This window comes from Ensifer aridi (assembly GCF_002078505.1).
GTDB lineage: Bacteria > Pseudomonadota > Alphaproteobacteria > Rhizobiales > Rhizobiaceae > Sinorhizobium > Sinorhizobium aridi.
This window is the reverse complement of the sequence record NZ_LUAV01000018.1, coordinates 62844-87601: the sequence shown is the minus strand read 5'-3', so window position 1 is coordinate 87601 and position 24758 is coordinate 62844. Positions and strand designations below refer to the sequence as shown.

The 24758-nt window shown below is 61.4% G+C and carries 18 protein-coding genes and 2 pseudogenes; 9 read left to right on the top strand and 11 right to left on the bottom strand.

The window, feature by feature from the left end; genetic code table 11:
- Positions 1-14: 14 nt before the first annotated feature.
- From AYK65_RS17565 to AYK65_RS17545, 5 genes and pseudogenes are all read right to left on the bottom strand, one after another.
- On the bottom strand, positions 15-2534 hold the full coding sequence (locus AYK65_RS17565) for a PAS domain S-box protein (protein WP_081159158.1): 2520 nt from the start codon (positions 2532-2534) through the stop codon (positions 15-17).
- Between the two features lie 940 nt (positions 2535-3474).
- Positions 3475-3688 (bottom strand): annotated as a pseudogene (locus tag AYK65_RS33860) (sensor histidine kinase); the annotation flags it as partial.
- A 502-nt stretch (positions 3689-4190) separates the two neighbouring features.
- Positions 4191-4613, bottom strand: a complete 423-nt coding sequence (locus AYK65_RS17555; RefSeq protein ID WP_244560002.1) for a sigma-70 family RNA polymerase sigma factor — start codon at positions 4611-4613, stop codon at positions 4191-4193.
- A gap of 684 nt (positions 4614-5297) precedes the next feature.
- Complete coding sequence (locus AYK65_RS17550) at positions 5298-6464, bottom strand: alpha/beta hydrolase family protein (protein ID WP_081159154.1); 1167 nt, start codon at positions 6462-6464, stop codon at positions 5298-5300.
- A gap of 353 nt (positions 6465-6817) precedes the next feature.
- Entirely contained in the window at positions 6818-9679 is a 2862-nt protein-coding gene (locus tag AYK65_RS17545; RefSeq protein WP_081159153.1) for an AMP-binding protein, read from the bottom strand.
- 314 nt (positions 9680-9993) lie between these two features.
- Between AYK65_RS17545 and AYK65_RS17540 the strand changes: the two genes are divergently transcribed.
- Both AYK65_RS17540 and AYK65_RS33010 read left to right on the top strand, forming a co-directional pair.
- The gene (locus AYK65_RS17540; RefSeq protein WP_081159151.1) at positions 9994-11406 is read left to right on the top strand and encodes a PhoPQ-activated pathogenicity-related family protein; all 1413 of its coding nucleotides are present in this window, start codon (positions 9994-9996) and stop codon (positions 11404-11406) included.
- Between the two features lie 70 nt (positions 11407-11476).
- Positions 11477-11622, top strand: a pseudogene (locus AYK65_RS33010) (VOC family protein); the annotation flags it as partial.
- A gap of 91 nt (positions 11623-11713) precedes the next feature.
- Here AYK65_RS33010 and AYK65_RS33005 read toward each other — a convergent pair.
- Together AYK65_RS33005 and AYK65_RS33000 are read right to left on the bottom strand one after the other, a co-directional pair.
- A complete protein-coding gene (locus tag AYK65_RS33005; protein WP_244560004.1) occupies positions 11714-11881 on the bottom strand; it encodes a hypothetical protein in 168 nt (55 codons plus the stop codon).
- Positions 11882-11944: 63 nt separating this feature from the next.
- Positions 11945-12346, bottom strand: coding sequence for an HAD-IC family P-type ATPase (locus tag AYK65_RS33000; RefSeq protein ID WP_244559994.1), 402 nt, complete (start codon positions 12344-12346; stop codon positions 11945-11947).
- 98 nt (positions 12347-12444) lie between these two features.
- Between AYK65_RS33000 and AYK65_RS17525 the strand changes: the two genes are divergently transcribed.
- The gene (locus AYK65_RS17525) at positions 12445-12669 is read left to right on the top strand and encodes a hypothetical protein (protein ID WP_081159150.1); all 225 of its coding nucleotides are present in this window, start codon (positions 12445-12447) and stop codon (positions 12667-12669) included.
- Between the two features lie 442 nt (positions 12670-13111).
- On the opposite strand, the gene hutC is transcribed toward AYK65_RS17525, so the two are convergent.
- Entirely contained in the window at positions 13112-13852 is a 741-nt protein-coding gene (gene hutC / locus AYK65_RS17520; protein ID WP_081159148.1) for a histidine utilization repressor, read from the bottom strand.
- A 280-nt stretch (positions 13853-14132) separates the two neighbouring features.
- Between hutC and AYK65_RS17515 the strand changes: the two genes are divergently transcribed.
- From AYK65_RS17515 to AYK65_RS17495, 5 genes are all read left to right on the top strand, one after another.
- Positions 14133-15167, top strand: coding sequence for an ABC transporter substrate-binding protein (locus AYK65_RS17515; protein WP_081159246.1), 1035 nt, complete (start codon positions 14133-14135; stop codon positions 15165-15167).
- Positions 15168-15307: 140 nt separating this feature from the next.
- On the top strand, positions 15308-16165 hold the full coding sequence (locus AYK65_RS17510) for an ABC transporter permease (RefSeq protein ID WP_081159245.1): 858 nt from the start codon (positions 15308-15310) through the stop codon (positions 16163-16165).
- Positions 16158-16985 (top strand): betaine/proline/choline family ABC transporter ATP-binding protein, encoded by an 828-nt coding sequence (locus tag AYK65_RS17505; protein WP_081159147.1) that lies wholly within the window; start codon positions 16158-16160, stop codon positions 16983-16985. The genes AYK65_RS17510 and AYK65_RS17505 overlap by 8 nt, the downstream gene beginning before the upstream one ends.
- Complete coding sequence (locus tag AYK65_RS17500; RefSeq protein WP_081159145.1) at positions 16978-18471, top strand: HAL/PAL/TAL family ammonia-lyase; 1494 nt, start codon at positions 16978-16980, stop codon at positions 18469-18471. The genes AYK65_RS17505 and AYK65_RS17500 overlap by 8 nt, the downstream gene beginning before the upstream one ends.
- A 429-nt stretch (positions 18472-18900) precedes the next feature.
- Positions 18901-19866 (top strand): MBL fold metallo-hydrolase, encoded by a 966-nt coding sequence (locus tag AYK65_RS17495; RefSeq protein WP_081159144.1) that lies wholly within the window; start codon positions 18901-18903, stop codon positions 19864-19866.
- A gap of 77 nt (positions 19867-19943) precedes the next feature.
- Here the strand turns inward: AYK65_RS17495 and AYK65_RS17490 are convergent, their stop codons facing one another.
- Entirely contained in the window at positions 19944-20876 is a 933-nt protein-coding gene (locus AYK65_RS17490; protein WP_081159141.1) for a LysR family transcriptional regulator, read from the bottom strand.
- Positions 20877-21316: 440 nt separating this feature from the next.
- Here AYK65_RS17490 and AYK65_RS17485 point away from each other — a divergent pair, with 440 nt between their 5' ends.
- Positions 21317-21901, top strand: coding sequence for a hypothetical protein (locus AYK65_RS17485; RefSeq protein WP_244559993.1), 585 nt, complete (start codon positions 21317-21319; stop codon positions 21899-21901).
- Positions 21902-21965: 64 nt separating this feature from the next.
- On the opposite strand, the gene AYK65_RS17480 is transcribed toward AYK65_RS17485, so the two are convergent.
- Complete coding sequence (locus AYK65_RS17480) at positions 21966-23012, bottom strand: ABC transporter ATP-binding protein (RefSeq protein ID WP_026618199.1); 1047 nt, start codon at positions 23010-23012, stop codon at positions 21966-21968.
- A 23-nt stretch (positions 23013-23035) separates the two neighbouring features.
- Complete coding sequence (locus AYK65_RS17475) at positions 23036-24757, bottom strand: beta-fructofuranosidase (protein ID WP_081159139.1); 1722 nt, start codon at positions 24755-24757, stop codon at positions 23036-23038.
- Between the last annotated feature and the right edge of the window lies 1 nt (position 24758).

The window sequence follows — 24758 nt, the reverse complement described above, 5'->3', positions numbered from 1 at the left end:
TTTCCGGCCCTGTTTCACGTCAATGACGCCTCGACTTCGAAGATCACACCCGTCGGCGCAAACGACAGATTCACCTTTCCACCAACCTCCCGGGTCAAGGCCCGCTCGAGTAAGCGGCTGCCAAATCCTCTGCTTGTTGGGGGTTCGACCCGCGGACCGCCAGTCTCCTGCCATCGTATGCGCAGGTGATCGCCTATATGCCAATTGATGTTGATCTTCCCGTCGCTGGTCGTCAGCGCCCCGTATTTTGCGGCATTGGTGCAAAGTTCATGAAAGGCCATCGACAGGGCAAGCGCCAACTTTGGGCGCAGGCGCAACGGCGGCCCTGAGAGTTCGAGGCGCTGCTGCGGTTCAGCGCACATCGGGGCGATGGTGTCGCGGAGAAGCGCGTGCAAGTCCGCGCCCTCCCAACTCTCCCGCGTTAGGAGATCGTGAGCCCTTGCCAAGGCGATGATACGGCTTTCGAACCGCCTCAGCGCAGCCGCCTCCCCTTCGCCACGGAAAGTTTGCGCGGCAAGCGATTGAACCGTGGCTAGCGTGTTCTTCACCCGGTGGTTCAACTCATTGACCAGCAGTTGGCGCCGTTCCTCGCTAAGGCGCCTCTCGGTAATGTCGCGGGCGATCTTCGATGCGCCGACCACATGGCCGCGACCGTCCTTGAGCGGCGAAACCGTCAAGGAGATGTCAACGAGGCTTCCATCCTTTCGCACCCGCACGGTTTCGTAATGGTCGATGTGCTCGCCACGCCGGATCCTGTCAAGAATGCCCGGCTCCTCATTCTGGCGATCGGGCGGAATGAGAATGTTTATAGGCCTTCCTATCACTTCCTCCGCCATGTACCCGAACAGGCGTTCGGCCCCTACATTCCATGTCTGTATAATGCCCTGCGTGTCCTTGCTTATGATTGCGTCATCCGAATATTTCACGATGGCGGCGAGCCGTTCGGAATAGGCCTCGGCGTTTTTTCGGTCGGAGATATCCACCAGCATGTTGATCGCGCCGATGAGGTTGCCGTTCGCATCATGCAACGGTGTCGGATAGGGAATGAAGGGGATGCGCGTACCGTCGGGCCGTTCGGCGATGGCCTCCTCCCCGCGCACCGGCCGATCTTCCTTCAACGTCACAGCCATTGGACATTGATCATGCGGCAAATAGGTCCCATCCGGCCTGTAGAGCCGCCAGGTAACGCACCATTTGTCGCCAAGTGCAGGCGTACGGCCGGCCATCTCCACGGCCGCCTTGTTGAAGAAAGTGATGCGGCCGTCTGCGTCGGTGGTATAGACGGCTGCGGGGAGCGCCTCGAGCAAGTCGCGCATGTGGCGCTCACTTTCACGAAGGCGATCATCCATTCTCTTGGTTTCCGTTACGTCCAGAAGGACGCGAACGCCGTAACGGAACGCGCCGCTGCAATCTCGCACTGACGAACTGTAGACGTCGAGATAGACCGTTGTCCCATCGGACCTGACGACACGCTTGCGTGCCGTGTAACTTTCGATCTCTCCTCGCACTTGGCGCCCGTACTGGTATGCCTCATTCTCACGATCCTCTTCATGCGTATAGTCGAAAAACGTCATCTTCAGCAGTTCATCGCGCGAGCGGCCGAGCATGGTGCAGAACGCGTCGTTGACGCGGACCAGGCGGCCTTCCGCATCGGCCTCGGCTATCCCGATTGTGGCGGCCTGATAGGTCGCTGCCAGACGTTGCTCGCTCTCGCGCCGTGCGTTTTCGGCTTTGACAAGCTCGGTCACATCGGTGGTGAAGCAACGGGTATTGACGAATCTACCGCCTTCAAACCGGCTGTTGGAAGTAATCACCACATGCTTGATGGAGCCATTCTTGGCGCGCAGGCGGGCTGGATAGCGATAGAGCTTTTCGCCGCAAGACAGGCGCTGAAGGATATCGCCGATGACGGGCGCATCGACGTGAAACTCCGCGATGTGTCGCCCGACATATTCTTCCGCCGTGTAGCCGAGAAGGTCCAGCTCCGCCTTATTGGCCCGCAGGATTATTCCGGCGCCATCAACGATGTGCAGGCCGATTGCGCTGTTTTCGAAAAAGTCCTCAAGATCTTCGCTCTTGCGGCGGGCTACCTCCTCAGCCTCCTTTTGCTTTGAAATGTCCTGAAAACAGTTGATCGCTCCCTGGATGTGCCCCCGAGGATCTCTAAGCGGCCGAATATTGACGAGGGCCATAACGCGCGAGCCGTCGGGCCTTTCGATCACAACTTCGGCATTGTGCGTGGAAACGCCAGACCGGACCGCCTCCGCCATCGGGCATTCGGCGAGCGGAAGAAACGAGCCGTCAACTCGGAACAGGCGGTAAGAGCCGCAGAATTGCTCTCGTGGCTCAGTTAGCGAGGGACGTCTCCCCCACAGCTCTACGGCTGCCGTATTGTAACGGACGATCCATCCCTCGTGGTCGCACAGATATACGGCTCCCGGGATCGCCTCAAGCACGCCGGGCGCTGCGGTGACCAAGGCATCGTATTCGCTGAGCGGGCGCCCCGGAAGTGGAAACTCCTCAACATTCGCCATATGAAAGCACGCCCCTTATGAGCAGCAGCAGTTGATTGAACCAACACCTTCAGGAAAGTGAGGAGGAGAACTCCGGCGCAGTGCGATAGCCCCGGTGCGCACCTCGTGCTCAAGTGGCGACTAACGCATCAAATACGCCTTTGTTCCCGTGCGCCAGGCGTCGGTATAAGCTTCTGACAGAGGCAACCCCTTCCCCTCGACATACTAGCTATCGAGATCTTGGAGCAACCTGCGAGCTTCAATCCGCAACGCAGGCGAGGCCTTAAAGCCGGTTCACAAGAACAAACGGCCGGAAATCTGTCGACAAAACATCGTATAAGAGGCCAGCCCCGGCTCCGGAGATTGCATCTCCTGCTCGCAAGAAAATCGGGCTGAACCCTCCATGATACCGTTAGCGCCTCTCATGGAAGCATCGCTTGGGCTTCAGGAAATCTATTTCAGCATCAGTCCGGTCAATCGAAGTGCATCCTCGTTGACTTTCCGGATTTTACCCTGTGCCGACGATGAATGGCCTGCGACTGCGGAGTGCTCGGAAGATGGATTTGCAACGGCTTCGCGCCGGGGGCTCACCAATTTTCGCGTCAGTCCCCATGAATGGGCCATTCGCGCTGTCGACGATATGCCGACGTCGAGCATGTAGGGACCGCTTTTTTCATAGCCACTTGCCACGTCGAGCGGCAACCCATGCCCGATTCCTTCGATGCTGTAGAGGGTGACGAGCTCCTGGCCTTTGTTGTCCTTCCAGATCTTCCGCGTGTGCCCATCCACCGTTTCGGTGACCGTCGGCTCCGCACCTGTTGCGGGTAGAGCAGTGCGAAGCGTGCTTGTCGGCCAGTTTCGACCAGCCCGAGCAGACATCATAATCGGCTGGAATCTGCGTGCATCCGTGCAGGACGACGGCGAGCGCCGGTTTCTTCGACAGGTTCTTCGGCAGATAATATTTGGCCTTCATGATGGCGATCGGTGTTCTGAGCTCATGCGCCGCATCGATCAGGAAGCGCTGGCGTTCCTTAAACTCGTTCTCAAGCCGCTCAAGCGTTCCGTTGAAAGGCAAATACCAGCGGAGCGACTTCCTTGGGAATGCCGTTCGCAGGAAGTCGCGTCCCGTGGCGGCGCGGTTCGATTTCCGATGCTTCGCGAGCGACCTCGCTCACCCGCAGGCCGCTTTCCCCCATAGCCGGCATGCCGTGGTCGGGGTTTCGGCGCGTCTGACCGGATCCCAGAGATGATGGGCGACAAATTTCAGCAGCAGCGATTCCGGCGCCGCAGAGGTCAGGGGAGAGAGCCGGTCGCCAAATGGCATCAGGCCTTGAGATAGAGAGGTCCATAGCTGCCCGGCTTAATGGTGATAAAGGACAGAGTTGTCGTAGAACGAGCGAAGCAGGTAGTCGAGGAGGGTGTGCTCGCCGGTAATGATAAATAAGCTAACCCGGAGGCCATCAATGCAGGTGGTGGGCCAGAACTTAAAATCATCTCGCTCGAGCGTGAGAAGTCAAGCGGGCCAAGGACGTACTTTCCGGCAAGGATAATTTTTTTCTCCCGCTGCGTTGCCATCTTGTTTGAGTCCCACCAGTGAGTACAATCACTATCATTCTCTCGCTCTGCGCCGTTTTCACTTTTTTGCGCGATCGTTGCATCACCGGCTTCCCCTCAAGTTTAGAGCGCCCGTAGGGTAATCAGGCTTCGACGAATCCAAACCTTCGCCGTGCCAACCGGGACCCGGAGCCGCTCAGCTATCTCATCATGGGTGCAACCGTGCACATAGGCCAAGATCAGGCTGTCACGCCGCCTGGGGTCCAACTGCTCAAGGCCGCGTCGCAAGGCACAATTCTCCGGGAGGCGCGAAACTTGAACAGCATTTCCGTCGAACATCGCCAGCAAAATTCGGTCCTCTATTGCGACTTCGTGAAGCCTCGCCAACCGCACTGTTATTGCGCAGTTACGTACGACGCAGTAAATCCACCCGCGGGCTGACCCGCGGTTCGCGTCGAAACTCGAGGCGTACTGCCAAATCTGAAGGAAGGCGTCCTGGAGGACATCCTCAGCCAGATCACGCTCGCCAACGATGCGGTAAGCCATTCCCAACAGCCGCGTCGCTTCCTGATCGTAAATCGTCTTTAATCCATCTTCATCACCGGCTGCGCATGCCAGCAGGGCGGTATCAAGATCCGAACGGACGCGTATGCAGGACGAGAGAGGAACGTTGGACGCAAACCGTCTCATAATAAGCTCCGTCCAGTCACCCGAGGCCGCGCGAGTTTCAAGACTTGAATACTGGGAGGTGCACCAGCCGGCGAGAAGGCAGTCGAGATCTGTGCTCGACCGACTTGAGCATCTGGCGGTGCCGTTGCTCGTCCCGGCGCAAATCCACCGGAACTCGCTGTCCGGTTTTATAGCGAGCGCTCATGAAGACTCGGGAGAGGAGCGAACCGCAAAGATCTTTTCCATGTTAAGATAGATTTCCAACGCTTAATCTGGAGCTCGGCAATGTGGCAAAGGCCGAACGCTAACTTACCCTGGCGCAGGAGCACGGGTTCAATCGCGAAGCGCTTTCTTGACTGATTGGGGCTAGGAGTTTGTCACGTCCACGAGTAGCGAGCCACCCCGCTAACGGCGCGCACCATGCCTCATAGCCGCGTTCCGTCGCGCGGATCACGTGACGTTGAACATCGGCAGCCTGCTATACCCGCCCCCTCTTAAGGAAGCACGCACTATCCTCTCACGGCGGTTCTGGGGATTGTGGGTCGCTTGCCACCAACTCGGCTACTTGATTAGCCGATTACCCACCGGTGGGGGCATTGCGTCGCGCTCGGTAAGCAGCAGATAGGAGACCCTCGATAGCATCCACAGATCAACAACGCCGCTGGAGCCAAGCTCGACATGAGCGAGACTTCGAATGACGAAAAGATGCGTCCTGTCCGTGTCAGCCGCGGCCGCCAACCTGATGCTCTCCGAATAGGGGATCAGCGTATCATCCCGGCCGTGAACGAGGATGAGAGTGGCCTGGAGATCGGCCATATTCCGTGACCGCAGATCAAGGCGATGGAACTCGGCGAGTACTGACGCCGGCAGTTCGGAGACGAGCAGCGGCGTCTTCTCCGGATCCCTATTGAGAAGCAGCCGATGTACCGCTTGACCCTCTGGCCCAAGCTGCGCGGCCATACCTCTCACATCAGCGTCGGGGTCCGCAAGCTTTGTCTCTGACATCGCTTTGAGAATCCGCCGATCCGCGGGGTCCTTCAGCCACGCTGCGCTGCTGTGGACGAAGACCCAGGTGGCATAGGAGCTCGGCGTTCGTCTCTGCCAGCCCTGATCGGGGCCTTCGCGAAAATAGCCTGTCGTCAAATAGGTGCCGAGGGAAATGATGTCGTAGTAGGTGCCGATGGCATAAACGAAACGGACGAGCCTCCGCGTCTGTGGGTTCATCGCCGCCAGGATGGCCGGCCCTGCAGCATAGGAAAAGGCGACGATCCCGACGCTCTTCTCGGCGCCAGCGGTCTCCTTCGAGGCGATGTGCCAAGTGAGCGCGCTGAGCTCATCAACATCCTCAGACCGGATCGACAGTTCACGGAGGCTTTTCAGGTCCGGCACGAACACCATGAATCGCGATCTCGCCATGGTCTCCGCGAACGCTACGATGCGGGGGTCGTCCTTGCCAAGCCGCACGACTCCGGGGACGACGACGACGGTCGCCCGTGCATGCTCGCCTCCGCCGGGACGATAAACATCCGCGGTGTTCGTTTTCCCTGGTACGCGATAGGTGATCTGTTCGCGGATGGGGGCCGCCCTCCACTCCTTCAGGCGGCTCGCCCCAGAGCCTGCGGCGACGTCCTCGATCACCAGAAGGGCTTCGACGGCGCGGAAGATCAAGGGCTTGAAAGCCACCATGGCGAACACCAGGAGCGCAGCGATCCAAAACCATCGTCTCATCAGGACCAGGTGTCTCTAGCTGAATTTCTTACCATGCGAGGTACGTCGAGCCGCCCTATTTTGGTGGGCTGAGCCTAGGGTCAGGCCCATAAACTGACCGAAACCGTCAGATGACCGATTAAGCCCCATCCATTCATTCGTTCGACCAACCACGCAACCTCCGGAATCCGCCTGCGAATATTCCCGCTACGAACTCCCGTCAGCGCCGAGCTTTCAATCCAGGCGCTGATTTCAGATGTTTAGCGCGGGATCAGGAAAAATATACGCGTTTTTCCGCCCGCAGTCCGCGCGAACCCGTTAGAATCGATGACGTTTATGATTTTAGGTCCACCCGATCTAAAATCATCGTGATCTCAGGCGGGAGGCGGCTCGGGCTTTGCCAGACCGCCGAGATCGGGTTCGCCGCAGCGCCTGAGGATCGCCTCGCGCACGGCGTCGCGCAGTTGCAGGATGGCTGCGAAATCCGTTCCCGTCGGCGCGACCGCCTCGGCGATCTCGATGCTGAGCGGGACGCGTCTCGGAAACCATTGTTCGCCCCGAAGCATGGACCTCGTTCCCCGGATGGCGCCCGGAACGATCTTGAGACCCGCCTCCGCGGCCACCTTGAAGGCGCCGAGATAGAAGCCGGAGAGGCCCGCCCTGCGCGTGAATGCGCCCTCTGGGAAAACGACGAGAACCCGGCCTTTGCGCGCCAGGTCCGTCAACGCCCTGGCGTCCTGCAGGCTGCCGGATACATCGTAGCGCTCAACGAAGGGGGTGCCGAGACGCCGCAGCAACGGGCCCGTGAGGAATTGGCGGGCAAGCTCCCTTTTGGCCACGATTGCCGGCTCGCCCGAGAGAATCGCGGCGAGGACGAGCACGTCCATATAGCTCGCATGATTGAAGGCGAGCATCACGCCCTCTTTCGGGATGCGATTGATGCCGGCGGTCTCAACCGGGATGCCCATGGCGGCAAGTGCGCCGCGCGCGATCCTCCTGACGGCGCGCCAGCGCCAGGAGAGACTCGGGATCAAGAGCACCGCGAGTGATCCGAATGATATCGCCACGCCAAGAACGGCCCACCACCAGGCGGCATAGAGCGTATCCCGGGCAAGCCGCGCGAAGCGCCGGATCTGCGTGCCGACACCGAGCAGCAGCAATCCGGACAATTGCACTGAAAATGCCCGCCGGGCGGTTCCGATACGATCGCTCTCGAAGAGAGCCTTCGCAGTGCCACGCCGGAGCTTGCCGCTCGACGTCTTCGGCACCGATCGCGGCGGCACCAGGAGCACCTCGTCGGCCGGACTGCCGGCAATGTCGGCGGAGGCCGCGACCACGCGCTCCTCGATCGCTGCGCGCGCATGCGTGTCCGTCTCGGCCGTTTCCGCGACAACGACCACCCGCTCCGTGCCAGCGGCACGGTCGGCCGTGCCGAAGACGGCCACGCCTCCCTTTCGGATTCCGGGTATGGCAGCCACCGCCTCCTCGATCTCCTGAGGATAAAGGTGACGACCGGCGCGGATGATGATGTCCTTGACGCGGCCCGTGATAAAGACGTCGCCGCCGGCCATATAGGCGCGGTCGCCGCTGTCGAGCCAGCTATCATGAAAGAGCGCGCGTGTCTTCTCTTCGTTGTTGAAATAGCCCGCCGTCACGGAGGGGCCGCGAAATTCCAGCCGACCCTCCCGCCGCTCACCAAGTTCGCGGCCCGCTTCATCGACGATGCGGATTTCGTGCCCCGGCAGTGGTTGGCCGCAGGCGACGATTTCGAGTGCCGGACTATCCGCACGCGCAATTTCGGCGATGCCGCGCGTGCTCAGCGCCTCGCGATCCACCCGATCGATGAGTGGTAACCGTGAGAGGGGCGGAAAAGCAAGGCCGACGGAACACTCCGCAAGTCCATACACCGGAGCCACTGCCTCCACGGCCAAGCCGAAACGACCGAAACGCTCGCTGAACCGGCGGAGCGTACCAGCGCGCACCGGCTCGGCTCCATTGGCGATCATGCGCACCGAACCGAGGTCGAGCCCCTCGATGGTGGCATCCGTGATCTTGTTCAGGCAGATCTCGAATCCGAAATTCGGAGAGGCCGACAGCGTCCCGCGGTAATGGTGCATCGCCCACAACCAGCTTTCCGGCCGCGCGAGGAAGCTCAAAGGCGACATCGCATAGAGCGGAGCTCCATAGTAGAGGCAGCCGAGCCATGCGCCGATCAGGCCCATGTCGTGGTAGAGCGGCAGCCAGCTCACGAACACATCGTCCGAGCCTGCGCGCATGGCATCGCCCATCGCGCGAATGTTTGCCAGCAGGTTGGCATGGCTGAGCACGACGCCCTTTGGGTCTCCGGTGCTGCCGGACGTGTATTGGATAAGCGCCGTTGCGGCGGGGTCGCCATGGTGAAGGGCGATGTCCGGCTCCGCCGCCGAATCCTCCATCTCCGCGACGCAATCGACTGAATTCAACGAGTCGACCAGTGCCTTGAGCAAGCCGGCAAGCCGACGTCCTTCGGGCAAGGTGATGAGCAGAGAGGCGCCCGCATTGCCGAGGATTCCGGCCTGCCGGCGTACATGCTCTTCGAGTTGCGAAAGCCGCGTCGGCGGATAGATGGGCACGGGGATGGCACCGGCGTAGAGGATGGCGAAGAATGCGATAAAGAAATCGAGTCCGGTCGGGAGCATCAAGGCGACCCGATCGCCCGGCGCGATACCGCGAGCGACGAGTGCGCCGGCAAGCCGACGCGCTCGCCTGCCGAGATCAGCATGGGTAAGGGCACCGAGGGTGGTGGTCTCGTCCTCCAGCACTGTAAGGTGCAGCCGCTCTGGATGCCGCGCTTCGTGCCGCTCCAACGCCTCGACCAGTGTACGTGCCTCGGTCGCAGCGGGGACGGTCGGAAGGACGGCGGTTAGGCGTCCGCCGGGAGTGCTTCGTTCGCCCGCCGGTCGGGCCCGGTCCAGCGCCCGCACGAGATCGGACACGGTTTCGGCTTCGGCCATCTCGCGGGCGGGTAGCTTCATATGGAAGGCGCGCTCGATCCGCAAAGCCAATTCGGTTCGGCCGAGACTGTCGATGCCGAGATCGCGCTCGATTCTGCTCGATGGAGCAACGTCGATCGAGCGTGCCTGCTGCGGGTGCAACTCGCGTAGGAATTCCGTTACGATCGCAATCAGGTCGCGAGCGCCTAGATCCTGCCCGTCAACTGCGGCAGGTGAAATCGGCTGCCCAGTTTCCTTCGACATGGAGTATTACAATAGCGCATTGTGAGACAATCGTCTTGCATATGAGCAAGCCGGGTTCTTCAAGATGCTCACGCCAACCAGCAGGCCAATTCGGCATCTATTCAATCTGACGCCAAGGCAGAAGAGCCCTCGGCAGCCGATTTTGCAACAAGGCACCCGACGCGCGCCTCTCTGTCTCACGGGCTTGTTAGACGTGCCCCGGGGGGGCTTGCCCGGTTGCCCCTTCGAAGATGGCGATGCTTTGCACCACCCTGCAGCCCTCCAAGGCCTAAAAGCGGTGTAGAATACAGCTCTGCAGTACGGGAGTCCTGCTCATGCCGAAGGCAACGCTTGCCGCTATCTTCGCGTCCCTGTTGGCCCTTGTGCCGACGCCATCCGCAGTGGCTTACGGCGAGACAGCGCTTGACCGCTATGTCGCCGCGGCCGACCCGGCCTACCGGTATGAGCTCGTGACGACCATACCGGGCGACGGCTACACGGCGCACGTCCTCGACATGACCTCGCAACAATGGCGCGCGGCGCGGGAGGTTGATAAGCCGCTCTGGAGGCATTGGCTGACCATCGTCAGGCCTGAGCGTGTCGAGACCCGCATCGGCGTTCTCGTCATAAGCGGAGGCTCAACCTCGAGCCGTCCGCCGGCGCGCGTCAATCCTCTCCTCACGTCGCTTGCGGTCATGACGCGCTCGGTGGTGAGCGAGGTGCGCATGGTGCCGAACCAGCCGCTCACGTTCGCAGGCGAGGAAAGGCCGCGCTCGGAGGACGCGATCATCGCCTATAGCTGGGGGAAGTACCTCAGAACCGGCGATGAGACATGGCCGCTCCGCCTGCCGATGACGAAGAGCGCGGTTCGGGCGATGGACGCGGTGACCGCATTTTGCGCGAGCACGCAGGGCGGCGCCACGGTCGTCGATCGGTTCGTGGTCGGAGGTAGATCGAAGCGGGGCTGGACCGCCTGGACGACGGCCGCGGTCGATAAGCGAGTGGTGGCGATCGTCCCGATGGTCATCGACATGCTGAACATCGAGCCCTCCTTCGAGCATCACTATCGCGCCTATGGACGCTGGGCCTCTGCGCTCGGCCCCTATCAGGAAGCCGGGCTCATGCAATGGTTCGGCACGGCGCAATCGCGCGAGCTCCTCGCTATCGAGGATCCTTACGCCTATCGTGATCGGCTGACGATGCCAAAGATGATCGTCAATTCGACGGGGGATCAGTATTTTCTGCCGGACTCTTCGCAGTTCTACATCGATGGCCTGAAGGGCGAGACCTATCTGCGCTATGTGCCGAACACCGACCACTCGCTGCGCGGTTCGGACGCGGCCGAGAGCGCCCTCGCCTTCTACCAATCGATCATCGCCGGCTTGGAACGGCCGCGTTTTGAGTGGAGCTTCGAAGAGGACGGATCGATCCGTCTCAGGACGCAGACGGAGCCGACGGTCGTGCGATTGTGGCAGGCGGCGAACCCGACAGCGCGCGACTTCCGTCTCGAGACGATTGGGCCAGCCTTTCGCAGCTCAGTGCTGAACGACGAAGGGGACGGCGTCTATACAGGCAAGGTGGCAAGGCCAGCCCAAGGCTGGATCGCCTTTTTCCTCGAGATGACCTATCCGAACGACCTTGGCTATTCGTTCAAGTTTACCACCGGCGTGCGCGTGGTGCCGGATGTTCTGCCGTTCGAGCCTCCGCGCAGGATGGAAAGCCAAACACTTCCTGACAAGGAAGAATGATCAGAAGACGCTGTGGGTTGGCGGCTATCCGTGAGAATCGTAGGCAGGCCCACATACTTCGGGAGAACTCATGTTTGACCACGTCAATTCGGAGTCAGCGACTATGCAGCGAGCAAAGCGCTCGGACCGCTCGGCGTAGCTGTTGTCTCGGAGGGAGCGCCTTCGTACGGTGTCGAGCTTAGCCCAAAGGGAAAGGCTTCATTGTCCCTGTACCAGTTTCGGTATTCAGTCATCGAGGACCGGCGGCAGGCTGAGCGCGGCCGAAGGCTCGTATCACGCCTACACGCACGACGTGTTTGGCTGAAACTCAACTCCGTTCGGCGGCCGGGCCGGCCATTGCGGAAATGCCGGTGCCGTTGTGGGTACGCTCCACCTTGGTGCCGGATCGTTGCTTCGGGATCAGCGCTGGAACAGGATCGGGCAGCCGCTCCAGCCGCAGCGAATTCACCACCACGAGGATGCTCGAGCCAGCCATGACCGCCGCCGCAAGGATCGGCTGCAGAAGTCCAAATGCTGCGAACGTCAGCGCGACGAGGTTCTAGCCGAACGCCCACATGAGGTTGGTCAAGATGGTCCTGCGAACCGCGCGGGCCACGTCGACGATCCAGGGCAGCATCCACAATCCATCCGCAGGCAGCACGAGCGCCGCAGTCTCGCGGGCGAGATCGGTGGCGGAGCCGACGGCGATACCGACATCTGCGGCGGCGAGAACCGGCCCGTCATTCAGTCCATCGCCGACCATCGCCACCGAACCGTGATCATCGCGGAGCCGATTCAGGGCAAGCCGTTTGGCCTCCGGCGAAAGGCCCGCTTGGACGTTCTTGATGCCAACCAGGGCCGCGATCCGCTCAGCCGCTTGCGCGAGGTCGCCGGTCAACAGGGTGGCATCGAGCCCGCGCTCACGCAGGGCCGCGATCGCGGGCTGCGCCTTGGGAAGCAAATCCGCTTGCCGGTTTCATCAGTCGGAACAACGATCGACGGCGCCTGATAGCCCTGTTCGCATCTACCTCTCTGTTCGGCATCTCGGCGATTGCTCTCATGCCGCAGACGATGCCGTATCTTTTCGTTCCGCTGATCGCCCTTGGCGTCGGAGGCTCCTTCACCCTCGGCATGGTGCTGCCGCTCGACCACGCACGGGATGCAAACGAAGCGAACTCCTGGATAGCCTTTGTTCTCGGCATTGGTTACTTCGCCGGCGCCTTGGGTCCATTCTTCCTTGGCGTGGCGCGCGACAGCACCGGGGGCTTCAACATTCCGGTCTAGATGCTGCTTGGCGCCGCGGTTCTCAAGCTGCCACTAGCCCCGCTGCTTAACCGCCGCCAAATGTAGCCGTGGGACGCAGGCAACGACCCAGCCCACCGCTCGGACAGTGCCGCTCCCGACCTCATCTCAGATGGAGCTTGAGCGCACCCACCTCCGGCTATGGCGCGCACCAGATCTGACTGAGCGACTGCCCCTATTTCGCACTCTAAGCAATAGGAAAGTTCGGCAGACCCCATTCCGCGACTAATCGGAACCGGAAAAATCGACCCAATGCGGTCATCTACCAATGAAATCGGAATATCCGGTATTTGCCCCATTACTGACGGTCAGCGAGACCTGCAATATCGCCAGCTCCGCCAGACGTGGCCGGACGGACCCCTTCGTGTCCATGTTGGTAAGTGACGTCACGCAACTCTGTCGCAACGACGCAGTAGCCATTTCGTTATGAGATGCCCTCAAGGCGATATCGCGTTCCAGGGTAGAGGAGACGTGCCGTCGTCACGTTCGCCGTATCGGACCATGTGCGGCGCCTGATCATGAGGCACGGCTCATTTCGGCTGATGCCGAGCAGCTTGCGTTCCCAAAGCTGCGGCGAGACTGCCTCGACGATCTGTTCCGTCCGGGTAATGGGAGCGATCGCCGTTAGATAGGCGTTCGGCGTCATTGCGGTGAAGTCCTGTTCCATGTAGCGGGGGCAGATGGCCGGATTTACGAAACGGTCCTCGATCTGGATTGGAAGCCCGTTTTCGAAGTGAACCATGATCGAATGGAAGACGCGCGCGCCGGTGGCGAGCCCCAGGGAATAACCGATCTCCGACGTAGCCTCCTCCTGCTTCATCAGCTCAGTGCGAGACGTGTGCGCGTGTCCGCGCTCGCGGATCTCGTCGGCGATGTTGCGGACCTCGAGCAACGCCGTGCTGCCCTTTTGCGGAGCAACGAACGAGCCGACCCCCTGCACCCGCGTGATCATCCCTTCATTGGCGAGTTCCCGCAGCGCGCGGTTCGCGGTCATACGGCTGACGCCGAAATCGGTGACAATCTCATTCTCTGATGGGATGCGATGGTGCGCCGGCCATTCACCACTGTCGATGCGGCTACGGATAAAGTGCTTGACCGCCTCATAGCGCGGCACCGGCCCGTCTTCAAACGTCGCCCTCCCGTTCTTACGCTCCACTGCCGCCATCAGGCTAAGCCCCCATCCACTGGATCGATCGAATGCTGTGCATACGACGACGATTCTTTTCGTTTATTTCGTTCTTGCGCACCAGCATAAAATATCTATAGTTCCATATACAAGATCATACAGGTGCGTACGGCTTATTTTTGGGGGGGTGTCCATCACGACATGAGTGGCGTCCGCATGCACGAGGAACATCACGGCCGGACAGAGGAAACAACCGCGCCTTAGCACGCATACTCATCAAAACTGCAATCGAAGCCAACATCAAAAAAGGGGAATGCGCATGTCGATCAGCACAATGAAACTCACCTTCGCCGCCGCCGGTCTGATGCTGGCGGCATCCGCCGGTAGCGCCAGCGCCTCCTATTGCGGCGACGGCAAGACCGTGACCTTCGCCGGTATCGACTGGGAAAGCGGCGCCTTCGTCACCGAGGTCATGAAGACCATCCTCTCCAAGGGCTATGATTGTCAGGTCGATTCCATTCCCGGTAATTCCGTGACGCTGGAGCAGGCGACCGCCAACAACGACGTCCAGATTTTTGCCGAGGAATGGCTCGGCCGCTCGGACGTCTGGAACAAGGCGGTCGAGGAAAAGAAGGTGATGGCCGTGGGCAAGACCTTTGTGGGTGCCAGCGAAGGCTGGTTCGTACCGGAGTATATCATCCATGGCGATCCGGCGCGCAACATCGAGGCCAAGGCCCCGGACCTCAAAAGCGTATCCCAGCTTTCCGATCCGAAGATCGTCGAAATCTTTGCCGATCCCGAGGAACCGTCCAAGGGCCGGTTCCTGAACTGCCCATCCGGCTGGACTTGCGAAGGCATCAGCACCGCCAAGCTCGAAGCCTACAAGCTTGGCGAAGCCTATGTGAATTTCCGTCCGGGCACCGGCACGGCGCTCGATTCGGCGATCACCTCCGCCTATCTCCAGGGCGAGCCGATCCTCTTCTACTACTGGTCGCCGACCGCGATTATGGGCAAATTCAAGCTGATCCAGCTTGAAGAGCCCGCCTATAACGAAGCCTGCTGGAAAGAACTGAGCAGCGCCAACGGCAAGCGCGATCAGGCTTGCGCCTTCCCCTCGGTCGATGTCGCCTATGGTGTGAACAGCACCTTCGCCTCGGAGGCTCCGGAAATCATCGAGATCCTCGAAAAGGCGACCTTCCCGCTTGAGGACGTCAACGGCAGTCTTGCCTACATGGTCGACAACAAGGTCGATGCGGCCGCCGCGGCAGCCGAGTTCCTGAAGACGAAGGCCGATGTCTGGGGCAAGTGGGTTTCCGACGAGGCACGCGGCAAGATCGAAGCGAGCCTCAAGTAACGACACCCTTCATCGCCCGCGCTTGCCGTTTCCTTCCGCCCTTGTTGCCGGAAGCAAGCGGCGGCGCTAGGAGCTGCCGACGTGCCGCGAACAGGGCGGCGATGACCGCCGGCAGCTTCCATGAGCAAGGAACGGTTCCGATGTTTCCGGACTCTCTCAATTTTTCGATCCGCGGGCCGGTGAACGAGTTCATTCAAGCGCTCGTCACCAACTACGGCTGGGTGTTCAAGGCGATCAGCGGCGTCATGCTGAAGGCCGTGCTGTTCATTGAATGGATTCTGCGCGGCCTGCCCTGGTGGCTCGTGATTCTCGCGTTCATGGCGCTTGCCTGGCAGAGCTCGAAGCGATGGTCGCTGACGATCGCCGTGGGCGCGCTGTTTCTCGCGGTCGGCGTGCTCGGCCTGTGGGACCTGACGATGCAGACGCTGGCCTTGATGCTGATGGCGACCATCGTCTCGGTGGTGATCGGCGTGCCGATCGGCATTCTCGTCGCCAAGAGTCGGGTCGTACGCAACGTCACCCTGCCGGTTCTCGATGTGATGCAAACGATGCCGAGCTTTGTCTACCTGATCCCGGCGCTGATGCTCTTCGGCCTCGGCAAGGTGCCGGCGATCCTTGCCACCATCATTTATGCGGTTCCGCCGCTCATCCGTCTCACTGATCTCGGCATCCGCCAGGTCGACGGCGAGGTTGTCGAGGCGGCAACCGCTTTCGGCGGCAGCCCGGCGCAGATCCTGTTTGGAGTGGAGCTGCCGCTCGCTACCCCAACCATCATGGCCGGCCTCAACCAGACTATCATGATGGCGCTTTCGATGGTCGTCGTCGCCTCGATGATCGGCGCACGTGGCCTCGGCGAGCAGGTTCTGAATGGTATCCAGACGCTCGACGTCGGCAAGGGCCTGGAGGCCGGCATCGGCATCGTCATTCTCGCAATCGTGCTCGACCGCATCACGCAGGGCTTCGGCAAGCCCCGGACGGAGGACGCCCGCAATGGCTGACATCGAGATCCGCAATGTCTACAAGATCTTCGGGCATGATGCGAAGAAGGCGCTCGCCATGGCCAAGGACGGTCTGGACAAGGCTGAGATCCTCGCCCGAACCGGGTCCAGCGTCGGCCTCAACGACGTCAGTCTCAAGATCGGCGCGGGCAGGATCTTCGTCATCATGGGGCTCTCGGGATCCGGCAAGTCGACGCTGGTGCGCCATATCAACCGGCTTATCGAACCCACGCGCGGCGAGGTCCTCTTCGACGGCAGCAACATCCTTGACCTCGACCCGAAGGCGCTACGCGCCTTTCGCATGCGGCGCGTCAGCATGGTCTTCCAGAGCTTTGCCCTGATGCCACACCGGACTGTGCTTCAGAATGTCGTCTACGGCCAACGCGTGCGCGGTACGTCCAAATGCGACGCCCGCGTGATCGGAATGAAATGGATAGAGACGGTTGGCCTTTCGGGCTATGACGCGAAATTCCCGCATCAACTGTCGGGTGGCATGAAGCAACGCGTCGGGCTGGCACGGGCGCTTGCCGCGGATACCGACGTGATCCTGATGGACGAGGCCTTCAGCGCACTCGACCCGCTGATCCGCGGCGACATGCAGGATCAATTGCTGCAATTGCAGCAGAATCTGTCTAAGACCATTGTCTTCATCACCCACGATCTCGACGAGGCCCTGCGCATCGGGTCCGAGATTGCAATCCTGAAGGACGGTCAGGTCGTGCAGGTCGGCTCGCCTGGAGACATTCTCGACAACCCGGCAAACGACTATGTCGCGCGCTTCGTCCAGCGCCGGCACGGAAGACCCGAGTACCATGGCTGAAACGATCACCATCGATGCGCCGCTGACATGGCCCGAGATTGCCGCGATTGCCGATGGCGCACGCCTGACGCTGTCCGAGCGGGCGCGTCAGCGGATCGTTGATGCCCGCCGCATCGTCGATGCACTGGTGGAACGCGGCATCCGCGGCTACGGCATCAATACTGGCGTCGGAGCGCTTTGCGATGTCGTCATCAGCCGCGAGAACCAGCAGGCCCTGTCGCACAACATCGTCCTGAGCCACGCCTGCGGCGTCGGCGAACCGCTGGGGCGGAGCGAAGCGCGCGCCGTGATGGCGGCGCAGATCGCCAATTTCGCACACGGCTATTCCGGTGTGCGGATCGAGACCGTCGAGGCGCTGCTGGCGCTGCTCAATGCCGACCTGATTCCTCGCATACCGTCGCGCGGTTCCGTAGGCTATCTCACCCATGCCGCCGCAATCGGTCTGGTGCTCATCGGCCACAGTGGTGTCGTCGACGGCAAGGGCGAGATTAGCGGCGGCGAGGCGCTCTCACTGCTCGGGATTTCGCCCTTACGGCTCGAGGCAAAGGAGGGCTTGAGTCTCGTCAACGGCACGCCCTGCGCCACCGGTCTTGCCGCGGTCGCGCTTTCGCGTGCCGAAAGGCTCTTTGACTGGGCGAATGCGGCCGCAGCCATGAGCTATGAGAACCTCGGCAGCCAGGCAAATGCCTTTGCCGCCGGTACGCTGTCGTTTCGAGTTTCGACGGGCTTACAGAATGTCGGGGCCAAGTTACGCGATTACCTCCAGGACAGCCCAATGCTGGCCGCTACCGCAGGAAATCGCACGCAGGATCCGTTGAGCCTGCGGGCCGTGCCGCATATTCATGGGGCCGCGCGCGACGTGCTCGCGCATGCGGGCGACGTTGTGAATCGCGAACTCGCAAGCCTCACCGATAACCCTGCGGTCTCGGGATCGCCCGAAGCGCCCGAGGTTCATTCGCAGGCCCACGCCGTCGGTGCCGCGCTCGGCCTCGCGATGGACGCGCTGGCCGTTGCGGTTGCGGAGGTCGCGGCGATTTCCGAACGCCGCATCGATCGGCTGGTAAATCCGCTGGTGAGCGGTCTCCCACCGTTTCTTGCGCGCGACGGCGGGGTCTCTTCAGGTTTCATGATCGCCCAATACACGGCCGCCTCGCTTGCCGCCGAAAATCGTCGTCTCGCTGCACCCGCAAGCCTCGACGGTGGCATCACCTCTGCCCTGCAGGAGGACATCCTCACCCATGCGACGCCGGCTGCCTCGAAGGTGCTGGCGATCCTCGACAATCTCAAGACGATCCTCGCCATCGAGCTCTTGGCCGCGGCCCAGGCCTATGACCTGCAGCCGCATGACGCCGGTAGGGCGCAACGCACCAACGCGCTTTATCAACGAATCCGCGCCGCCATTCCGGCCTATGCCGACGACCGGCCGATGAACGGCGATGTAGAGCTGATGCGTATGACCATCATGGATGAGCGCGCACCCTCCTAGTGCGGTTTGCCTGGCAAGCTCGGCTCTCGTGGCGGAGGCACAGAGCGACGCGGCTCCTGCCCGCTCATCAGGGCGGCGATAGGTCACCCACCTCCGACGGTGGTGAACGCGAAAAATCGACCCGTTGCTGTCATTCGCCGATATGGCCGGTATGTCCGTCGTGGGCGTGCGAAGCGGACGTTCACCTTTCTTGGCAAGCTTCGTCGTTGGAACAAATGTCGGTGCCGTGGTGTGCTAATCGCAACTCGGGACCTGCAAACTCGTCTCCCCTCATGCAATAAACTCATGCGCATTGTATCTATTTTCGAGACAATGCGGTCCATTTTCATCGCCTACTGCGATCATTCGAGCCCGATTAGGTTTCTGCTCACACCAGTTGGCCATCAACATGGAAACGGTGGACGAAACGTCAAACATCGGAGAACTGCCATGCTCACCCGTAGAGGCCTCATTAAGAGCGCAGCGGCGCTCGTCGCAGCGGGAACCGTTTCGGGCGGGTTCACCCCGGCCCTCGCGAAGGCACCCCTTCAATCTTTCCAGGCTCCCGGCTTTTACAGAATGAAGCTTGGGAGCTTCGAACTGACGGCGCTTTCGGACGGCACTATTCCGCTGCCTCTTCCGGAGCTTTACACAAACACCGACGCCGAAGATGCGCGGAGAGCGCTGGCCGCGGCCTTCATGGGCACGCCGACAGATACGTCGGTCAACGCCTTCCTCGTCAACACCGGGGAGAGGCTGGTGCTGATCGACGCCGGCACGGGCGCCTATCTCGATGGTGCGCTCGGCGAGCTCGTCGCCAATCTCGAGGCGGCCGGCTACAAAGCGGACCAGATTGACGACATCATCCTGACCCATATCCACACCGACCATTCCGGCGGGCTGACGATCAAAGGCAAGCCGGTGTTCGCCAACGCGACCATTCACGTCAACAAACGGGAACATGCTTTCTGGATGGAAACGCCTGTGGAGAGCCGACCGGCCAATGTGCCGCTGAGCTATTTCGTCGAGGCGCATGAGAGTCTGGGGCCCTATGCCGAGGCCGGCAGGGTTCGCACCTTCGGCGATAATGCCAGAATCTTGCCGGGCATCGGCTCGATCCTGCGGGCCGGGCACACGCCGGGGCACAGCTCGATCGTTGTGGAAAGCGCCGGCGCGAAGATCGTTTTCTGGGGCGACATTACCCATGGAAACGTGCTTCAGTTCGATGAGCCGGACGTGGCGATCCAGTTCGATACGGATCAGTCCGAGGCCATTCGTGCCAGGGAGGCGGCCTTCGCGCATGCGGCCGACGGCAAATACCTGGTGGCCGGCGCTCACATTGCCTTCCCGGGCATCGGCCATGTTCGCCGCGATTCGACGAATTACGACTGGGTTCCCGTCAACTATGCCTCTTAAAAACGACCCATAGCGGCGCAACGGAGCGGAGCCCGTTGCGCCGGCTCCACCTCACCGTGCCCCTGCCGCAGAGCCGATCATTGCGAAGCAGCCGCATTCTCGCGGATCTCATTGAGGTTCATCCTCGGCACCAGAAAGTCGAGGAATGCCCTGACCTTTGGCGGCTGGATACGCCCGCCGGCTCTCATCGCGTAAAGCGTGGGGGCCGGCCCGGACCATTCGGGGAGCACGCGGACGAGACGTCCTGCGGCGACGTCCGACCTGACACGGAGATCACTGGTCATTTGCAGACCTTCGCCCGCCAGCAGAAAGCCGTGCAACCCTTCGGGATCGCTGGCCACCGCAACGGGGCGTACCGGGAACTCGTTGCGGCGCCCCTCGCGCATCAGCGGCCAGGCGTGGACCGGCTTGTCGAAATAGAACTGTGTCAACAGGCAAGCATGATTGACGAGCTCTGCCGGGTTCGAGGGGCTCCCGTGCCTTTCAAGATAAGCGGGAGCCGCATATATGCCCATTGGCAGGTCGCCAAGCCGGCGGGCACTGAGCGAGGAATCGGGCAACGGCCCCTCCGACAGACGCAGCGCGATATCAATCTCCTTGGCAACGACATCCAGCACCTCATGGGCCAGAAGCAACTGCGGATAGACATCCGGGTAGAACCTTCTGAATTCGCTGAGCACCGGCGCCAGAATGCGCGTCGACAACCAGTGTGGAGCTGTGATCCTGAGCCAGCCCTTGGGATTTTGCTGCAGTTCGGCCACAGCACTTTCGGCATCTTCGATATCTTTGACCAAGCCCTCGCAACGCTGGAAGTAGATCGTGCCAGCCTCGGTGAGCTTCAGGCTGCGTGTTGTCCTGTGGAGAAGCTGGGCCCCTAACCGCGCCTCCAGTTCCTGAACCTTGCGGCTGATCCGCGTCTTCGGCGTTCGCAGCGCCCGCGCAGCACCGGTGAAGCTGCCCTCCTGCACGACCTTTACGAACGCCACCGTATCGCTGAAGTCACGCAGCATGGACCACCCCATTTGCCCTCGAATTCGGGACAATGAAGACCGATTTCGCCGGATAATCAAGCCAATTCAATTCCTCTATGTCTCGATTGTCCCAATTTAAATGAATCGGACGGGACCAGTTCCGGGAGGCGCTGGCTCCATCCCAGCCTGTAATCCTTCGGCGCGCCGAGCCCCGGTGCGCGAACTGCAGCTTACCATCCGTCGGAGACATCTGGGTCCAGTTCCGACCCGTTGCGGACCGCGCTAGCAAGTAATCAGAACGGCCGGATCCCGAGCCGGACGCGGCCATTGACACGAGCCGCGCATTTGCCGGACATTTGCGTCCGTTTATTGGTTTCGCGGTTTGCATGCATTCTTTCTCGAATGAGCCGAAGCTGCTGAAGCGCGCGGAACATCGCGACGTTGCAGCGATTGGGGTGTACAAACCGTGAGGCAAGCGAATGTCGGCGATTGGGCACGATCTTGTTTTAGATAGCACCTCCTCCTCCAACCAGCGTATCAGCGCGGCAGGCCTTGAACATTGGTCGCCGCAAAGCCGGAGCAGCCCGTTCACGTTGGCCGTCACCAGCGGAACGATCGCGAGCCTGACGACAACGGTGGCATTGGCGCTGCTGGCCGGAGTGGAGGGACGGAGCATTTTCCAGCCAACCAATGCCACGAGCCATTGGCTTCATGGCGAGGATGCCGGCCACGTCAGGGTTGCGGACGCGAAGCACACGTTGCTCGGTTACTGCACTCATCATCTGTCGGCGATCTTCTGGGCTCTGCCCTTCGAAGCATGGCTGGCGGCCGACCGCTCCAGGGAGCCGACCGTCATACTGCGCAAGGCGGCGCTGACCGCCGCTATTGCCTACGTAGTCGACTACCACCTGGTTCCGAAGCGGCTGACACCCGGTTGGGAGACCGTTCTCTCGAAGAGATCGATCGGACTGACCTACGCCGCACTGGCACTCGGTCTGGCGGCAGGAGCCATGGCGTCACGGAAATCGCAGCATCCGCATCAGGGCGCCAATGAAACTTCCTGACCGGCGCCGACGCCGCCTTGGCTTCACCGTGCAATCCCCGCCGGTAATGTTCCCGGAGAACCCGTTACATTGTGCGAATGCCTTGCGATGTAAAGAGGTGAATCCTTCTCATGTCGGGAGCGATCTTGATGGGCTGGCCAGGCTGTAAGTCGACCCGGTCGCGCAGCACGATCGTCACGTCCGAAGATCCGAGCTTTGCGAGCACATGCGTTTCCGATCCGGTCGGCTCGACCACGATCACCCTAGCCGGCGCCCCCTCATCGACAATGGAGAGATGTTCCGGACGGACGCCGTAGACCGCCGCCGTCGCGCCTTGATAGCCCTCAGGCATTGGAAGCGCCACCCCGCCTTGGGTGACGAACTGCCCATTGTTGATCGCCCCGTCGAACAGATTCATCGCCGGCGAGCCGATGAAGGTTGCGACGAAGGTGTTCGCCGGCCGGTCGTAGAGCTCGAGCGGTTTGCCGATCTGCTCGACGTTGCCGCCGCGCATGACGACGATCCGGTCGGCCATCGTCATCGCCTCGATCTGGTCGTGGGTGACGTAGACGGTGGTCGTCTTCAGCCGCTGATGCAGGTCCTTGATTTCGGCGCGCATCGTGACGCGCAGCTTGGCGTCGAGGTTCGAGAGCGGCTCGTCAAATAGGTAGACCTGCGGCTGACGGACGATCGCCCGTCCCATTGCCACTCGCTGACGCTGGCCGCCGGAAAGCTGTTTCGGCAGCCGATCGAGCAGAGGCCCGAGCGCGAGGATGTCGGCCGCTTCGCGCACGCTCTTTTCAATCGTCGCTCTGTCCTGGCCCTTCAGCTTCAGCGCGAAGCCCATGTTTTCCGCGACGGTCATGTGCGGATAGAGGGCATAGCTCTGGAAGACCATGGCGATGTCGCGCTCTTTCGGCGCGACGTCGTTGACGACGCGACCACCGATGCGGATTTCGCCGCCGCTGATATCCTCGAGCCCGGCCAGCATGCGCAACAGGGTCGACTTGCCGCAGCCGGAGGGGCCGACGAGGGTGACGAACTCGCCATCTTCGATGTCCATGGAGACGTCATGAATCACCGGAACGGCGCCGTATTGCTTGCGAACCTGATCGATCGAGACGGATGCCATGAATACCTCCCGTTGATTGCCTGTTAGAGCTTGAGCTGCCAGATGCTGGCCGCGGCGACATTGTCTCTGGGTGCCGTGAGGCGGGCGGAACGCACGCTCGCAAATCCGGGCAAGCGCTTGGTCCCGGTCCATCGGCCGTTGTCGGCAAAGACCTCGATCGAGCCGACGTCGAGAAATATGCGCAGCGTCGAGGGCCTCGCCCCGGCCGCGATGTAGCGGGGCAGCAATTTGCCGTCCGGAACGTCGTAGAGGATGCTCAGGCCCTCTGCATCGAGCCGGACGCCGAGCTCGACGTCGGGATGGTCGAATTCGAGATCGAAGCTGGCGCCGGGCGCGGTGAGATCGATGACGATCTCGACGGCTCCGTTGGTGAGCTCGACCTTGTCTCCGGCGAGCAGCCGGCGCTCGTCGAGCAACTCCTGGCGTAAGCTGTCGACCGCATCGATCGGCGGCGTCAGCAACACACCGTGCTCGCGCACGACTCGACGCGGAAGCGTCATGGCTGTCGGGAAATCGATCTTCTTCGAAATCTCCGTCCAGTTCGCCAGCCACGCAATGCCCACGGGGCCGGAATGATCGACGAAGGCCTGGAAGGCATAGGCGTCGGTTGCGAAGTCGAGTTCCTGCTCGAATTCCTTGACGAAGGTACGGCCGTCGAAGCGGCCGACCGTTGCAAGGGTGATATTGCGTCGCGCCGTTGCCGGATCGCGGCTGGTGAGCAGTGCGAAGATCAGCGCCCAACGGGTTTGCGGGTCGTCGGCGGGACCACCGAGCGGCACGATGCAGGGGCATTCGGCGGCGGTCATGCCGAAGCGGTTTTCGCGGTGAAGGATGCTGACGAAGTTCCAGCCCGTGGCGGCGCCTGGATCGGCCGTATCGTAGAGCAGGATCACTCCTCCCGCGTGATCGCGGCTGCCGACGAGCATCTTCCAGCGGCCGTCCGGGCCTTTGATCACATAGGGGTCACGAAAATCGATCGTCAGGTCGAGGCCGGCCGGCCGTTCCGGCAGGATGATCTCCGCCGGGCCGGCGCTGATCTGGTCACGGCTGACGGCGGTCAACTGGATCTGCTCTTCCGGCTTGCGGTCTTTGACCTGTTCGGTGAAGAAGACACGGATCGCGGCCTCCTCTCCAGCAAGCCGAATTGCCGAGCCGGAGAAGGCGCCGCCGCGGCCGTCGGCGCGAGCGGAGAGTTCCGCCGACGGTAACAGGAAGATTGGCAGGTGCTTCCAGTGGAGATAGTCGTCGGAGACCGCATGGCCCCAATGCATCGTGTTCCAGCGCAGGCTATGGGGGTAGTGCTGATAGAAGAGATGAACCTTTTCGCCGAAACGGCCGAAACCGTTCGGGTCGTTCATCCAGCCGAATGGTGGACGGAAATGATAGCTGCCAGGCACGGCGGGTGTGGAATTCCCCTCGCCGCTGTAAAGAACAGTGATGCCCGTTTCCAGAACGTCCGCCTCCGAAAAGGCATAGACGACGGAGAGGCTCGTGATCGCGGCGTCATAACTAAAAGACGTTTCGCCGGCCGTTCCGATCACCAGCGCCCGGAACTCGAACTCCTCTGCGTTTTCCGCCGTGAGGCGGCCGATTTCCTGTCCGTCCCGGCTCGCTTTCAGTTCGGCAGGCGTAACTGCATCGACCGGCTTCAGCCACGCATGAAGCGTCGTTCCGGCCGGCAACGTGGCGCTGAATGTCTTCAGGCTGCCGCCGAGGGGCGAGGAGAGGATTGCATGGCTTGTCATT